We start from the raw sequence: 15,890 nt of genomic DNA on the forward strand, positions 1-15,890 counted from the left end.
ACCTATGATTATATAGATGCTGATGCAAACCTCATTGGAGGTAACATATCGCCAGGGCTCATGCTCCGCCTAAAAGCCATGCATGATCATACGGCACTCCTTCCGCTGATTCCTATTGAAGGAGAAGTACCTGACGCTGGCTACGATACTCCGACGGCAATGCGTGTAGGTGTTGTTCGTGGCCTACAATACGAAATCGAAGGATTTATCAGAGATTATGCCAAAAACCACCCTCAACTTGAGGTTTTTCTTACGGGTGGCGACAGTTCTCTCTTTAGCAGCGATTTGCAACAACGCATCCATATAGAGCCACAATTAGTGGCTATTGGACTTAACCGCTTGCTCTTATCATAAAACTTATTCATCCGAAATTTAGACCTTTCAGAATGAAATATCCGCTACTTATAGCTTCCGCCCTTGCCCTTACGACAACGGTAATGGCCCAGAACAATGGCAGCAACTCCCCTTACTCTCGCTATGGTTTTGGTTTGCTCAACGATCGCCACAGCGCAGCCTCCACCGCCTTGGCTGGCACTGGTTACGGCTGGCGCGGGGGTACAGAAGTAAACTTCAAAAACCCCGCTTCCTTTTCTGCAATCGACTCTCTGTCCTTTATCTTCGATGTCGGCCTCTCGTTGCAAAATGCTAACATCAAGCAGGGGAATCAAAGCGTTAATGCTCGCAACACGTCGATAGATTATATCACGGTAGGTTTTCGTGGCGCACGACACTTAGGCTTTTCCCTTGGCATGATACCTTTTTCTACCATCGGATACAGCATGAACGACAAACGCACATGGACAGCTTCGACAGGAGATGTAACAGAGACAGAAGCACACAATGGTAATGGTGGACTCCAGCAAGTATACCTTGGTGTGGGATGGGAACCCTTTAGAGGTTTCTCGTTCGGTGTAAATGGTGGCTACCTCTGGGGCGATATGGAACACAATATAGTGGCTTCATACAGTGACCCTACTATCAATACGCGCCGTAGGACTTACGATGCACACGTCAAAACCTATACGGTGAATTTTGGTTTGCAATACGAACAACGCATTGATAAAAAGAACTCCATCATACTCGGCTTGGTCTACGGCCTTGGACATAAAACGCAGGGCTATGCAAATTACTATGATCAGCAACGACAAAACAAAGTCTATGTAGGAGATACTCTCTCGCTCCGTAATGGTTTTGAACTGCCTCATACGTTTGGTGTAGGACTTACTTGGAACTACAACAATCGGCTCCGTGTTGCAGCCGACTATACACTGCAAAAGTGGAGCAAAGTACAGTACCCAACGCTATCCAGATCTACTTCCGGTTACACCTATACGGCAGAAACTGGACAATTTACAGATTTGAGTAAATATTCCCTCGGAGCAGAGTATGTCGTCAATCCAGATGGTTACCGTTGGTATAATCGTATTCGCTACCGCTTAGGAGCAGCTTATACTACTCCCTATACAAAGGTGAACGGAAGTGATGGCCCACGCAACTATCAAGTAAGTGCAGGCGTCGGTATACCAATAATTAATAGTCACAGTAATCGTTGTGTTCTCAATTTGGCAGCAGGATTCGAACACGTAGCTCCACAAATCAGTGGCTCTCTTAAAGAAAACTATATGCGCGTCAGCATCGGTGTGACATTTAATGAGAGTTGGTTCAATAAATGGAAAGCTCAATAACGTTCTATAGTCCTCGGAATGCAATTCAAAAACATACTTAATAAAATCTGTCAGCAAAGCCTTCTCCAAAAAGGTTTTGCTGCTCAGTTTTTATTACTATTTCTCTCGTTCCTTATCTTTTCTTGTAACCAAGACGCTCCTCCTATCAGCCATTTGGACCAGAAGCGCGACTCAGCCGCTATAATGACAACAATAGGAGTATCTAAGCTCATCTCTGATTCGGGTTATATGCGTTATCGCATCATAGCCGAAGAATGGCGCGTCTATGACAAAACGAACCCGCCACGCCAGGAATTTCCCAAAGGAATATTTCTCCAGAGATTTGACAAAAACTTCAAGATGGATCTCTATATCCAAGCAGACTCCGCTTGGTGCTTCAATCAAAACTTGTGGCGCTTGAAAGGACACGTAGTCATAAACGATATGGAGAAGCGTACATACTTCCATACAGCAGAACTCTTCTGGAATATGGAGGAACATAGGTTCTATTCCAATACATACATGAAGATTACGCAGCCTGATAAACAAATCGAAGGAGATCGCTTTACTGCCAACGAGCAGATGACGGAATATCACGTTTACCAGAGTAAAGGTTTCTTCCCTAAACCAGAAGAAAATGGACAAAATAAAAAAACAGACAAACAGCAAACTCCTGATTCTGTTTTGCAGCAGATGCGTCCAGCCCCCACTCCTATTAAAAAATAGACAATACAAAGGGAAAGTATAAAATTATTTTTCTACCTTTGCCAGTCATAAAAATGAAATAAAATAAAATCTAAATAACACAAAATGGCAGCTTTACAATCTATTCGAAGCAAAGGACCTCTGCTGATGGGCTTCATCGGCTTAGCTCTATTTGCATTCATTGCCGGCGACTACTTCAAGGTGTTCGATGTTTTCTCGAACGACAATCGCCAGACCATAGGTGAAGTCTATGGCAAAAAGTTAAAGTTCGAGGACTATCAAGCTCAACTCGACGAATTAACCCAGATGCAGGAATTTGCAAAGCAAATGCAGACGCAAAACCCTCAGGCAACACTCACAGAACAAGAGAAGAGCCAGCTCGGACAGCAAGTATGGACCGACTTTGTTCGTAACACTACCATCGAGCATGAAGCAGAAAAAGCTGGTCTAGAAGTAACAGAAGAAGATGTTCAGAACACTCTTCGCACAGGTCAGGCTTCTAGCCTCCAGGTTCTGGCTCAGATTTTCCCAAGCCAGCAGGGCGGCCTCGATGTTGCAGGCTTCCAAAAGTTCATTAAGGAGTACGACTCCAATATGGCCAATATGCGCAAGCAGGCACAGCAGCAACCAGGCATGGCTGAATATATCGAGCAGTACCAGAAAATTCGTAAACTCTGCGACTACAGCCTTGAAAAACTGCACGAAGAAGTGTTGGCCAATAAGTTCTATTCTCTGCTTGGAGCTTCGGTTATCGCAAACAAGGAAATCGCTAAGGTAGAATATAACTTCCGCAACACGCAGAGTGAGGCAGACGTTGTAGCCATCCCTCTATCCTCTATCCCCGACAGCCAGATTAAGATTGCTGATGCCGACTTGAAGAAGGCGTACGATCAATACAAGGAATCTCCCATTATCAAGAATCCTGCTCGCAGTGCAGACCTTCAGGTTCTCGACATTCAAGTAAAGGCTAGTGCAACAGACCGTGCAGCTCTCGAAAAAGAAATGCAAACTGCTCAACAGCAGCTGCAAAACGGTGCAGACCCAGCAACAGTCGTTAGCAGCGCTAATTCTAGCGTTCATTATGTTAATGCAGCACTTGGCAAGAACGCTTTTGCTCAAATGTCTGATGTACAGCAGAAGCTGGACTCTATGAGCGTTGGTCAAGTGAAACCGATGTACTACAACCCGCAGGACAATACGCTCAATGTTCTCAAGCTTATTGCTAAGACGCAAGCTCCCGACTCTATCCTCTACCGTGCTATCGGCGTAGCAAATGCTGATAAGGCCAAAGAAACAGCTACTGCCGACAGCATCTACAAGGCTTTGCAGGGCGGTGCTAAATTCAAGGACCTCGCTAAGAAGTATCAGCAGCAGGGCGACTCCTCTTGGATTGTTGCTTCACAGGCTGAAAACCTCAATATGCAAGCCGATGATGCAACTTTCATCACGCAGCTTTCTAGCGGTCCAGGTCTGAAGCTCGTCAAGCTCTCTCAGTACACGATGATTGTTGAGGTACTTCAGAGCAAGAAGCCCGAAACGAAGTACAACGTAGCTATTGTGAAGCGCACACTCGACTTCTCCAAGAAGACGCACAACGATGAACTCAATAAGCTCAATATGTTCTTGGCCAAGAACCGCGATCTCGATAGCTTCATCAAGAACGCTGGTAAGGCTGGCTATATCCTCCGCCCGATGGACGCATATTCTCAGAGCAATCTCCAAATCCAATCACAGATTGGTGGCGAAGGTGCTAAAGACGCAATGCAGTGGGTGTTCGACAATGCTAAGGCTGGTCAAATCTCCAAGCTCTATGAGTGCGGTGCAAACAACGACCACTTGCTGGTGATCGGTGTAAGCGCGATCAATGATGGCGACTATCTCCCCTTGGAGAACAAGACTGTGAAAGATTTCCTTACACGCGTTGTTCGTCAGCAGAAGAAGGCAGAAATGATTCTTGCACAAACTAAGAACGTTAAGAATATCAACGACGCTAAGAAGCAGAAGGGCGCAATCAACGAACAGCTCCACAACATTGCTCTCCTTGGTCAGCCAGCACAGCTCCAGGCTTTAGGCGTTTCTGAACCTCGTCTGACGGGTGCTATCTACCGCACAGCTAAAGGCCAGTTTACTGGTGCTGTTCAAGGCGAAGGTGCTGTTTACTTTGCACAAGTAACCAACAAGGTGAAAGGTGCTGAGCAATTCAATCTCCAGCAGCAACAGCAACAGATTGTTCAGCGCATCTTCAGCAGCATTGTTACTCAAAACTACTTCGGCGGTGCTCAAGAAGTCCTCCTTGCTACTCTCGTTCAGGAACAAGGCCATATCAAAGACAATCTCTACCGCTTCTTCCGCTTCTAAGGATTAAGCAGTAATCATATCAAAGCCCGATGCAATTTTCCGCATCGGGCTTTTTCGTGTCTTCAAGGAGAGAGTTCATACTGTCTATAATTTTGACAATCAACTTTCCCGATCTAGCGCAGAAAAACAGAGCAAACAAACTTAAAGTGAAGAAAGAAAAGTAAGAATAGACCTGCTACACGGAAAAGAACTTCTTTTTTTTTGAAAGAAATAGCCGAAAAAGAGGAAATATAGTATCAGAAGAACGCATTTTCGGACTACTTTGTTCGAAAACACAATAAGACTACCAACTGATATCCTTATTGTGTCAGCTCATTCCCTTATTGTATTTGAAATTTCCCTTATAGGAATTTTAATTCCGCCTATAGAAATTTTATTTTCTCCTATAGAAATTACAAAATGCCCTATTTTACTGACAGTTCAAATTGGCGTTCTTTTCAGCCAAAGGCGTGTAAGTTGATTTTTATGCGATTCTCAGAGCTATAGAATAAGAATATTTTTGACAAAACCCCAATTATTTAAAAGTTATAAGCATATAATTCGTTTCAATTTATAAGTATAAGATAAGAAACTTCCCTGTAGGGAAAACATAGCAGCAAGCAGTGGTAGTAAGACATAAAAGCGACAGACAACATAGACTATTGGCTATTTTCTTTCTCTTGAATAGAAGTCAAAGGCAAACTACAGGAACTGTAAAGAGAGGAGATTTGAAAATTCTGCTTAATAGAACGTGAAAAAATCCTCGATAAATTGGCAGTAAAAGAAAATAGCCTTAACTTTGCTTTTAGTGTGGAACATAACAATTCACAAAATGCCGATAAATTACAGTGCAATAGCACAGAAAATTGAAGAAGGACAGATCGATAAAGCCCTGCAACTCGCGGACGAAGCCTTGAAGTCCTCCCCCGCTGATGCACAGGTGCTGTATCTAAAAGGGCAAGCTTATATGAAGCGCAGCGAATGGGGACAAGCCATCAGCTGTTTCCGCCAATCGCACCAAGCCGACGGCAATGCTGCTGCAGCTCAAGCCGAGGAAATGCTCAATGGCATTATGGATTTCTACAACAAAGATATGTACAATCAATAACGACAAAAAAGCCAGAGGCAGGAAGAGCAGATTCTATCCCCTCTAGCTTCTTAATACATAACAATTATGGGTAAAATGAAAGGCGCCGTCGTAGTGGACGAGAACCGTTGCAAAGGTTGCAACCTTTGCGTGGTAGCGTGCCCTACACATTCGCTTGCACTCGCCACGGGCGAAGTAAATCACAAAGGGTATGCCTTCTGTAAGCAAGTGGATCTCGATGCTTGCACAGGATGTACCAGCTGCGCTATGGTATGCCCCGATGGGTGTATCACCGTTTATCGAAAAAAAGAGGAATAACCATGGCAGAAGAAAAAGAAATCTTATTAATGAAAGGCAACGAAGCGATTGCTCACGCTGCCATCCGTTGCGGATGCGATGGTTATTTTGGTTATCCCATCACACCGCAGTCCGAAGTGCTCGAAACTCTAGCTATGCTCAAACCGTGGGAAACCACAGGCATGGTAGTACTACAAGCTGAAAGTGAGGTAGCATCCATCAATATGCTCTATGGCGGTGGTGGTTCGGGGAAACGTGTTATGACGTCCTCGTCCAGTCCTGGCGTAGCCCTCATGCAGGAAGGCATTGCCTACATGGCTGGAGCGGAAGTTCCTGGCCTCATCGTCAATGTTCAGCGCGGAGGTCCTGGTCTGGGCACGATTCAGCCCTCGCAAAGCGACTACAATCAAGCAACGCGTGGCGGTGGCAATGGCGACTACCACGTTATTGTCCTTGCTCCGAACTCTGTGCAGGAAATGGCAGATTTCGTGGACTTAGGTTTTGAACTGGCTTTCCGCTACCGCAACCCAGCAATGATTTTGAGCGATGGTGTCATCGGACAGATGATGGAAAAGGTTATTCTCCCACCGCTCAAACCGCGTCGCACCGATGAGCAGATCTACGAGGAATGTCCTTGGGCTGCCAATGGTCACGGACTGAAAAAGCGCGGGCCTAATGTTATAACCTCTCTGGAACTCGAATCTGCGGCAATGGAGAAGCGCAATCTCCATTTGCAAAAGAAATATGCTGAATGTGAAGAAAAAGAAGTGCGCTTCGAAGAGCAATACTGCGAGGATGCAGACTATATCATAGTGGCCTTCGGTTCAGCATCTCGCATTTCGCAAAAGGCTATGGACAATATGCGCGAGCAAGGGCTCAAAGTGGGCCTCTTCCGCCCCATCACTCTATGGCCTTTCCCCAGCAAAGAACTCAAGCGACTCAGCGAAAAGGTCAAAGGAATGCTGGTGGTTGAAATCAATGCTGGCATGATGGTCTTTGATGTGCAAGCAGCAGTGGAATATAACATCCCTGTGCAACACTTTGGCCGTCTCGGAGGTATTGTTCCTGACCCTGACGAAATCGTTCAGGCCATGGAGAAACTCAGAAAAGTTGCTAAATAAAACCCACCTATGAATTTAGACGAACAACGTTTCCTCGAAGAAGTGCGCAATGGTCGCCGCAAGGAAGACGAACAGCAGCAACAAAAAGAACGGAAACTGCTCTTCATTCGCAATATTATGAATAGCGTGTTTATCTTGTTGTCGCTCATCGCCATGATAGGAATGGCCTACACATGGTACGCTGAGAATGAACATATCCGCCTCCTCAGCATAGGGTTAGGCGTTGTTGCCGTCCTTATCAAAATGGTGGAAGCCACTCTACGCATGACCACAACGCTCCGCCGTCCCCACGGGCTGCAACGTCATGCACGTAGCAATAAAGAATAAGCGAACACTCGTCCGCTATAATATCAGCAAATTATCTATGACACGAGAAGAAATAATTCAACCTGGTAATCTGGTCTACCAAAAGCCTGAATTGATGAACGATGTGCAAATGCACTATTGTCCAGGTTGTTCACACGGCGTTGTCCACAAATTGGTGGCCGAAGTCATTGCCGAGATGGGCATGGAAGATAAAACCATCGGCGTAAGTCCCGTAGGCTGCGCTGTCTTTGCTTATCGTTATTTGGACATCGACTGGGAGGAAGCAGCCCACGGTCGCGCTCCCGCACTGGCCACGGCCTGCAAACGCCTCTGGCCTGACCACCTCGTATTCACCTACCAAGGCGATGGCGATTTGGGCTGTATCGGATTGGCTGAAACAGTCCACGCTCTCAACCGCGGGGAGAACATCACCATCATCTTTATTAACAACGCCATCTACGGTATGACAGGCGGACAAATGGCCCCGACAACGCTCATGGGCATGAAGACCGCAACGTGTCCCTTTGGCCGCGATCCCGAACTTCATGGCTATCCGCTGAAAATCACTGAAATGGCTGCACAACTGGAAGGTACAGCCTATGTGACACGTCAAAGCGTTCAGAGCGTGGCAGCTATCCGCAAATGCAAGAAAGCCATTCGCCATGCGTTTGAAAACTCTATGAACGGCAAAGGCTCTAATCTCATCGAGGTAGTGTCCACTTGCAACTCAGGTTGGAAGATGAGTCCCGTCAAGGCCAATAAGTGGATGGAAGAACACATGTTCGACTACTACAACATTGGCGACTTGAAAGACAGCGAAGCTAAACACTAAAACGAAATTCTTATGAAAGAAGAAATCATCATAGCAGGTTTCGGTGGTCAGGGTGTGCTCTCAATGGGTAAGATCCTTGCGTATGCCGGACTGATGGAGGGAAAAGAAGTCACATGGATGCCTGCCTACGGTCCAGAGCAACGAGGCGGAACGGCCAACGTCACCGTTATCATTTCGGACGAAAAAATATCGTCACCCATTCTGAGCCAGTACGACACCGCCATCTTGCTCAATCAGCCCTCTCTGGACAAGTTCCAGCCAAAAGTGAAGGTAGGAGGAACTATCATCTACGATAGCTTTGGTATCATTGAGAAACCTAAACGCGAGGATATCAATAACTTCTGTCTCGATGCCATGAACACCGCGGCAGAGATGAAGCTCATGAAAACCTTCAATATGATGGTGCTCGGAGGTTTCCTCAAAGTCCACCCCATTGTCAGTATCGAGAGTGTTATGAAAGCCCTCAAAAAATCGCTCCCCGAAAGACACTGGGACTTACTCCCCATGAACGAACAAGCCATCTTGAAAGGGATGGAAATTATCCACAAACAATAAACAGAAGCATTATGTCAAGCAAAAGAAAACTGAAGAAAGCAATAAAAAACATCTGTGGAGACCTCTTCGCTGACTGTGTAGCATTGAGCATGTGCCAGCCAGAAAATGATGAGAAGCTGAAAGAACTCATGGCAATGGTTATGGTTACATACCAAGACTATGTAGCTCGCTTGAGCCACGTTGAAAAAGGCCAGGAAAAAGTCTTCTTCAAAAAGCTGCGCGCTGAATTCACGCAGCAAGCCAACAAACTCTCCGACGAAATCATTAAAGCTTAAGTCCTAATAGGACAAAATGATAAGTTGCGGCCACAGAGCCGCCATTGAGTGGCGAGTGACAAACAGCAGCCTTACTCCGCTGAAAGTTTGTCATTCACCACTTACTGTTTCATCTTTACCGTTTTTAGAGGAGTCGGACTGGCTGAATCAGTCGGACTTTCTTCTTTACTCTGCTATTATAAAATGTTTCAAAAACTTTGTCATTATCTCCTTTTCAAACGTCTGGGATGGAAGGAGCAAGTAAGTGTACCCAACCGCAATAAATGTATTATCTGCGTAGCTCCACATACCAGTAATTGGGACTTTTTTCTCGGAGAACTCTATTATACTGCCAAAGGCAAAAAGGCAGGCTTTCTGATGAAGAATAGTTGGTTCTTTTGGCCCCTCGGCTCTTTTCTTCGCTACATTGGAGGTATCCCTGTGGAAAGAAAGAAGCACACCAGCCTCACGGACGCTGTAGCCGAAAAGGCCCGTCAGAGCGAGTATTTCCATTTGGCTGTCACTCCCGAAGGTACTCGCTCACGCGTGGAGATATGGAAACGTGGTTTTTATTTTATAGCCCTAAAAGCCAATATTCCTATCCAACTCTACGCCTTCGACTTTGAGCAACGCCGCATCGTTTGCACGCGAGAGATTTTTCCTAAGGAGGAAAACGTAGAAAAGGATATGAAAGAAATCATGGACTACTATAGCGGCTTCAAAGGTCGTCATCCCCAGAATTTTCAAGTAGAAGACATTCAGTGAAAAGAATCTTTACATTCCTATCCCTTGCTGTCCTCAGTCTGACTGCCTTTGCACAGACCGAGGACACACTGCTTTCCGACGCTATCCAAAACTATTTCAACAACTATCGCATAGAGGGCTATCACCCTGCTCAATCTATGCATGCAGATAGTTTTCGCGTCGATGAGCAACAACGGCTTATTAGCATCTTTGCCAACGAACCGTTCTATTCTCAACCCTTTACTCCACAGAGCGTCAATCGTATCTATCGCGAAATGCCGCGCCTTTTCCCGCAACCTTATAACACGTATCGCGTAGTGGTCTTTGGGCGCAACTCGCAGCAGATTGAGGACTTAATCCCTAATATCTACCGCACAGCCAAGGCAGATGCCAACCGCCTTTGGGGAGAAAAAAACTACAATGGTAATCCTTGGGTGCAAAACACCTCAGTTCCTTACGTTCCCACCAAAGGTCTGGCTAACCGTCACTTAATGATTTGGCCGAGCCATGGGCGCTATTTCCGCGACGGCAGTTGGCAATGGCAGCGACCTTATCTCTACTGCACCACAGAGGATATGTTCACTCAATCGTTTGTATATCCCTACCTCTTCCCCATGCTCGAAAATGCTGGGGCCATTATCTATTGTCCGCGTGAGCGCGACATACAGCAGAGCGAAGCCATCGTGGACAACGACCGCCCACACCTCATGGGCGACTACTCCGAGACATCTTCTGGTACAGACCATTGGACCACCATCGCCACAGGTTTTTCTACCCCGACGGGCCTTCTCGTCGATAGTATCCAACCTTTCTCCCTCGGCACGGCCCGCACGATTGCTGCCACCACTAAGAAGTTCGGCACTGCCTCTGTAACCTGGACGCCGCGCATCCCTCACGCTGGTCGCTATGCCGTATATGTGTCTTATTCCAGTCAGCCCAACAGCGTTCCTGATGCTCACTACACAGTATACCATAAAGGGCAACGCACGCAATTCAAGGTTAATCAAAAAATGGGAGGCTCTACATGGGTATACCTCGGAACTTTCGATTTCGACGAAGGAGAAAACTGGCAGAGCCGCGTGGTTCTCAGTAATCAGAGCAACTATTCTGGCGTGGTCACTGCCGACGGCGTACGCTTTGGCGGCGGATTCTCACAAAACGAACGTGGCAATGCTGGCACAAGTGGTCTACCCCGTTTCCTTGAAGCTGCGCGCTATCAAGCACAATGGGCGGGTTTGCCCGACTCCTTATACAACACCGAAAATGGAGCTAACGACTACAACGACGACCTGCGCGTGCGCGGCAACTTCACCAATTGGCTGAGTGCGGGTAGCATCTACAATCCCAACCCCACTTATTCTGCGCGCCGCGACAGTCTGCATGTTCCCTCTCAGCAGAGTCAGAAACTCGTTCCGCTCGAACTGGCTCTTGCCATCCATAGTGATGCCGGTGTGCGCAAAGACCACAGTATCTTCGGCACATTGGGTATCTGCACCACCACGCTCCCCAGCAATGGCGACACGTATTATAACAGTGGACTCTCGCGCTATGCTTCACAGGATCTGGCTAACATTCTTGTGTCCACGCTGACGAACGATCTCTCGGCCTATTATGACACCACGTGGACGCGGCGTGAAGTGTGGGATCGTAATTATGCCGAAACGCGGATGCCAGAAATTCCCTCGGCCATCTTAGAAATCATGTCGCACCAGAACTTCTCCGACATGAAATTCGGCCACGACCCATCGTTTAAGTTCCAACTGTCGCGCAGCATCTATAAGTCCTTGCTCCGCTTTGTCAATTACGAACACGGCACCAAAGACTGCATTGTTCAGCCGCTCCCCATTCATCAATTTTCCGCCCTGCTCTCCGAGAAGGACAACACTGTACAACTCTCTTGGCAGCCTACTACAGACAAACTCGAACCTTCTGCTGTCCCAACGGATTATATCGTCTACACGTCGGTTGGTGACGGAGCGTTCGACAACGGACGACTCACTCAGGGTAAAACGTCCCTTACGCTCCCCGTCAGCCTTGGTCGACAATACAATTTCAAGGTCACAGCCGTCAATGCAGGCGGACAGAGTATGCCGTCAGAGATTCTGAGTGTCTACAAGGCAACAGAAGCCACGGCCCATCTCCTTATCGTCAATGGTTTCGACCGCGTAAGTGGTCCGGCGTGGGTAGAGCGCAACGATTCTCTCGGCTTTGATCTTCGGGAGGATATTGGCATTCCCTATCTCTATACCACGGCTTTCTGTGGCCGTCAAACGGATTTCACTCACCCTGAAGCGGGCAATAACTCAAGTGCAGAACTGCAAGGCAAGACCTTAGCAGGAAACACCTTCGACTACCCCATGCAGCACGGCCAAGCCATCGCCGCCGCACACAAGTACAGTTTCTCCTCTGTTTCTCGCGAAGCGGCTTACCAAACGGACTGGAATAAATACGATCTCATTGATTATATCGCAGGATTGCAACGTGATGTCCCTTACAATCTCAGCCACTACAAAACTTTTGATGAGGCTATGCAGAGAAAAATGTCGGCTTACGCGCACCACGGAGGTAACCTGCTCGTGAGCGGAGCCTACATAGGGCGCGACATGCAGCAGAGCGATGAGCGCAACTTCCTGAAAGATGTGCTCAAAGTATCTTTTGCTGGTTGCGAAGTAGAAGGAAGCGATAGCATCAACGGACTAAATCTTCAAATCCCTATTTATCGCAATTGGAACGCCGAACACTATGCCCTACAGAATAGTGACGTCCTCATCCCCACCTCTTCCGATGCCTTCAGTGCCTTCTCCTATGCGGATAAACAATCGGCTGGAGTTGCCTACAAGGGGCGGCGGCGCGCAGCCATCACGATGGGTTTCCCCTTCACCTCTATCAAAGGTACACATCTCCGCAGCAAAGCCATGAATGCCTTGCTCACTTTCCTCCTCAGCAAATAAGAGTTGAAACACAACGAGGGTGTGTCAAAGTTTTTCCTTCTCACGCCTCGTCCCGAACAGTATTTCTCGTCCCGAACAATACTCCTGTTCGGGATTTTTTATACTTCTTCACAAAAATCGAAAAAAAGTTTTTACCCTAATTTATTTTTCTATCTTTGCACAGAAACATACTCAAACAGAAAAACAAACCATAGAACAAACACTATGTACACTATCCAACTCAACGAAAAAGGCTCACGCCATCTTGACATTAGTGACGATAACCTCAAAACTATTCAGAAATATCATCTCTTTCGTGATCTCGTCGACTCTCACGGTTATGTCACCGAGGATGTTCTCACCAAACTGCGAATGACTGTGCGCGCACTCATCGCTCAAAACGAGAAAAACACCAAGGACTTACTCGACCTCTGTATCGATGTTATTTACCACAACGACATGAAAGCTTTCGGGCTGCACAACCTCATCTTGCTCTTTATCGACTGGGAACAAAACCACCAGCCCACTACTCACGAGCAACTGCCGCCAGAAGTATTCTGATTGCTTCTTAACCCTCCACAAAAGTCCCACTCTTGCGAGTAGGACTTTTGCTTTTTCTCCCGAATCTTCCTATCCTATGAAACACGCTGCCCTTGTCCTTTTTCTTCTTTTTCCCATAACACTTTGCGCCCAAGAACGCTATATCAGTTGGACCGACTTTGCCGATACATATTTCGACGAACAAAGTAGCGAGGAACTGCAAGAACAGCTCGAGCAGCTCTATCTCCACCCGATGAACCTCAACACTGTCAGTCGGGACGACCTCTTGCGCTTGCCGTTTCTCGATGAAGCACAGGCCGACTCCATACTAGCCTATCGCGATCGCCACCACCAATTTCTCACGCTGGGGGAACTGCAATTCATCACTGGCCTCAGCTATACCGATCGGTGCTATCTGAGCCTTTTCCTCCAAGCCTGGCCACTTCCGCAGCAGGTAGCCCCGCTCAAAGTGCGTTTATTGGGCGGCCGACACGAACTGGAAGCACGTCTCGACATACCGCTCTATCGGCGACGAGGTGAGCAGAACGGCGCATATCTCGGCAGCGGACTCTACAACAACCTGCGCTATCGCTACGATTGGCACCGCCGAGTGCAATATGGTCTAACATTGGAGAAGGATGCAGGCGAACCCATCGGGCGCTATCGCAATTATCCCTACGATGCCCTTTCGGCCTATGCCCACTATCTTTCACCCAACAATCGCTACGAACTCTTGGCGGGCGACTACACCGTAACCATCGGACAAGGCTTGCTCTTCGGTTGTGCCACTTATGGCTCTAAAGCTACCCTCCTCGATGCGCCGCGCCGAACAGCCATGGTCCTGCACAACCATTCAAGCCTAAGCGAAGCGCGCTTCTTTCGCGGCGTGGCAGGCGGCATCCGACACGGTAATTGGCTGCTCACGACTTTTCTCTCCTATCGACAGTTAGACAGCAGACAGGAAGGCGACACTGTGCGCTCCTTCCTCTACGATGGCTATCATCGTACTACGCGCGAATTGTCGCGACGGCGCAATGTGGACAATGTCACTGCTGGCGGGCAACTGCTCTATCTCCGCCCACAATGGCGCATAGGCGTGAGTGGGCTCTATACTCACTACAATCATTTTCTCCATCCGGAATACCGCGCTTATACGCAGTATTTCATGCGGGGGGAAGATGCTGCCGGATTGTCCGTAAACTACTACCTCCACTCCCATCGCATCACGCTGAGCGGTGAAGCTGCTGCCGACCGCCGCCTGCATCTTGCCACAACCAATACGTTTGTCTATTCTCCCTCCAGCAGTTGCCAACTCACATTGCAGCACCGCGTCTTTGCTCCGCGCTTTGTGTCGCCCCACGGCGATGCACTGCAAGAAGGTTCTCGCGTGGCAAATGAACACGGTCTCCTCTTGGGCGGAAAATACAATGGATTCCACCGTTTGGAACTTCGAGGTTATGTTGATTTCTTTCGCTTTCCTACATCTACTTTCCGCGCTACGGGGGCGTCGCAAGGCTTCGATGCTATGGCGCAAGCGCTCTGGCAACTGAAAAATGGCGGCCAACTCTTGCTACGCTACCGCACTAAAACAAAGCAGCAGAACATTCCCAAATATGCAGGACTGTTGCAATACGCCACAACCCACCGACTACGCGCACAACTGAATCTACGGAACGACCACTGGGAACTCCATCCCGCCATCGATATTGCGCTGGCGGGTAAACAGACCACTGGTAACACTCTGGGCTGGATGCTCTCGCTGCGCACAGGCTTTCGCCCCACCTCCACTTTGAAGTTAGCCGCATTGGCAGCAGTCTTTTTCACCGACGATTATGCCAGTGCGTGCTGTGTTTACGAACCCTATCTGCGCCATGCAGGTGGTTTCGGCGCGTGCTATTATCACGGTCTGCGCACAGTCCTCCTCGGCCAGTGGCAACTTACAAAAAACTGGGACATAGGCGTGAAATATAGTTTGCTCCACTATTTCAACAAATCCGCTATCGGAGCAGGCGAACAACTCATTTCTTCAGCATCGAAGAACGATTTTAGCCTTCAGCTTCGTTGGCGTTTCTAAACAGCCAAAGCAGAAACCTTTTCTCTCGCTAATCTTTACAACGGCTTATTTTGAAATAGAAATTCCGAAATGCATTGCTGTGGAACAAAAAAAGAATTGTGATCATTTCTGCATCACTCATTCGCCCTTTTCTCTTGCAATGTTTTGGACTATTGGCAGAGGCGTTTGAGAGAGAAAGAGAGGTTTTGTTCAATTCTGAATGATATTCTTTGCAAAAATCATCTGCAATACAATAGATTTCCGTAACTTTGCTGACAAGTTTCGTGAGGATTGTTATTTTGTTATACGATTGATTATCAACAGTAAATATACAAAAATAACCCTCTTTTTAGGCTTCTATTGAAACTTTTTTTGAGGAAAAAGAAGAACTGCTTATCCCGAATTGGGGTTATAAAGGAAATTTTAAAGTACACCCATAATGGAAAAAATATTTTATCAAATTAG

Annotated in this window: 15 protein-coding genes; all 15 read left to right on the forward strand. The window is 47.4% G+C overall.

From position 1 onward, the window contains the following. On the forward strand, positions 1–354 hold a 354-nt coding region (locus ABLA33_RS08545; protein WP_347719981.1), incomplete at its 5' end, for a type III pantothenate kinase. A 32-nt stretch (positions 355–386) separates the two neighbouring features. After that, positions 387–1,685: a hypothetical protein gene (locus tag ABLA33_RS08550; protein WP_347719982.1), complete on the forward strand. Its 1,299-nt coding sequence runs from the start codon at positions 387–389 to the stop codon at positions 1,683–1,685. 18 nt (positions 1,686–1,703) lie between these two features. After that, positions 1,704–2,390 carry an LPS export ABC transporter periplasmic protein LptC gene (gene lptC / locus ABLA33_RS08555; RefSeq protein ID WP_315090215.1) on the forward strand — a complete coding sequence of 229 codons (687 nt, stop codon included), beginning with the start codon at positions 1,704–1,706 and terminating at the stop codon, positions 2,388–2,390. 84 nt (positions 2,391–2,474) lie between these two features. Continuing rightward, a complete protein-coding gene (locus ABLA33_RS08560) occupies positions 2,475–4,727 on the forward strand; it encodes a peptidylprolyl isomerase (protein ID WP_347719983.1) in 2,253 nt (750 codons plus the stop codon). Positions 4,728–5,538: 811 nt separating this feature from the next. Further along, complete coding sequence (locus tag ABLA33_RS08565) at positions 5,539–5,814, forward strand: tetratricopeptide repeat protein (protein WP_347719984.1); 276 nt, start codon at positions 5,539–5,541, stop codon at positions 5,812–5,814. Between the two features lie 66 nt (positions 5,815–5,880). After that, a complete protein-coding gene (locus ABLA33_RS08570; protein ID WP_311490792.1) occupies positions 5,881–6,111 on the forward strand; it encodes a 4Fe-4S binding protein in 231 nt (76 codons plus the stop codon). A 2-nt stretch (positions 6,112–6,113) separates the two neighbouring features. Then, entirely contained in the window at positions 6,114–7,211 is a 1,098-nt protein-coding gene (locus ABLA33_RS08575; protein ID WP_347719985.1) for a 3-methyl-2-oxobutanoate dehydrogenase subunit VorB, read from the forward strand. 9 nt (positions 7,212–7,220) lie between these two features. Beyond that, positions 7,221–7,538, forward strand: a complete 318-nt coding sequence (locus ABLA33_RS08580; RefSeq protein WP_347719986.1) for a hypothetical protein — start codon at positions 7,221–7,223, stop codon at positions 7,536–7,538. Positions 7,539–7,575: 37 nt separating this feature from the next. Continuing rightward, on the forward strand, positions 7,576–8,349 hold the full coding sequence (locus ABLA33_RS08585; protein ID WP_183695787.1) for a thiamine pyrophosphate-dependent enzyme: 774 nt from the start codon (positions 7,576–7,578) through the stop codon (positions 8,347–8,349). Between the two features lie 12 nt (positions 8,350–8,361). Then, positions 8,362–8,904: a 2-oxoacid:acceptor oxidoreductase family protein gene (locus ABLA33_RS08590; RefSeq protein WP_347719987.1), complete on the forward strand. Its 543-nt coding sequence runs from the start codon at positions 8,362–8,364 to the stop codon at positions 8,902–8,904. An 11-nt stretch (positions 8,905–8,915) separates the two neighbouring features. Continuing rightward, a complete protein-coding gene (locus tag ABLA33_RS08595) occupies positions 8,916–9,179 on the forward strand; it encodes a hypothetical protein (protein ID WP_183695781.1) in 264 nt (87 codons plus the stop codon). A gap of 183 nt (positions 9,180–9,362) precedes the next feature. Then, on the forward strand, positions 9,363–9,923 hold the full coding sequence (locus ABLA33_RS08600) for a 1-acyl-sn-glycerol-3-phosphate acyltransferase (protein WP_311490788.1): 561 nt from the start codon (positions 9,363–9,365) through the stop codon (positions 9,921–9,923). After that, entirely contained in the window at positions 9,920–12,853 is a 2,934-nt protein-coding gene (locus ABLA33_RS08605) for a hypothetical protein (RefSeq protein ID WP_347719988.1), read from the forward strand. The genes ABLA33_RS08600 and ABLA33_RS08605 overlap by 4 nt, the downstream gene beginning before the upstream one ends. Before the next feature lie 204 nt (positions 12,854–13,057). After that, on the forward strand, positions 13,058–13,393 hold the full coding sequence (locus ABLA33_RS08610) for a hypothetical protein (RefSeq protein WP_347719989.1): 336 nt from the start codon (positions 13,058–13,060) through the stop codon (positions 13,391–13,393). Positions 13,394–13,469: 76 nt separating this feature from the next. Next, positions 13,470–15,446 (forward strand): helix-hairpin-helix domain-containing protein, encoded by a 1,977-nt coding sequence (locus ABLA33_RS08615; protein ID WP_347719990.1) that lies wholly within the window; start codon positions 13,470–13,472, stop codon positions 15,444–15,446. The last annotated feature ends 444 nt before the right edge of the window (positions 15,447–15,890 follow it).

It is taken from the genome of uncultured Alloprevotella sp. (assembly GCF_963536905.1).
Taxonomy (GTDB): Bacteria; Bacteroidota; Bacteroidia; order Bacteroidales; family Bacteroidaceae; genus Alloprevotella.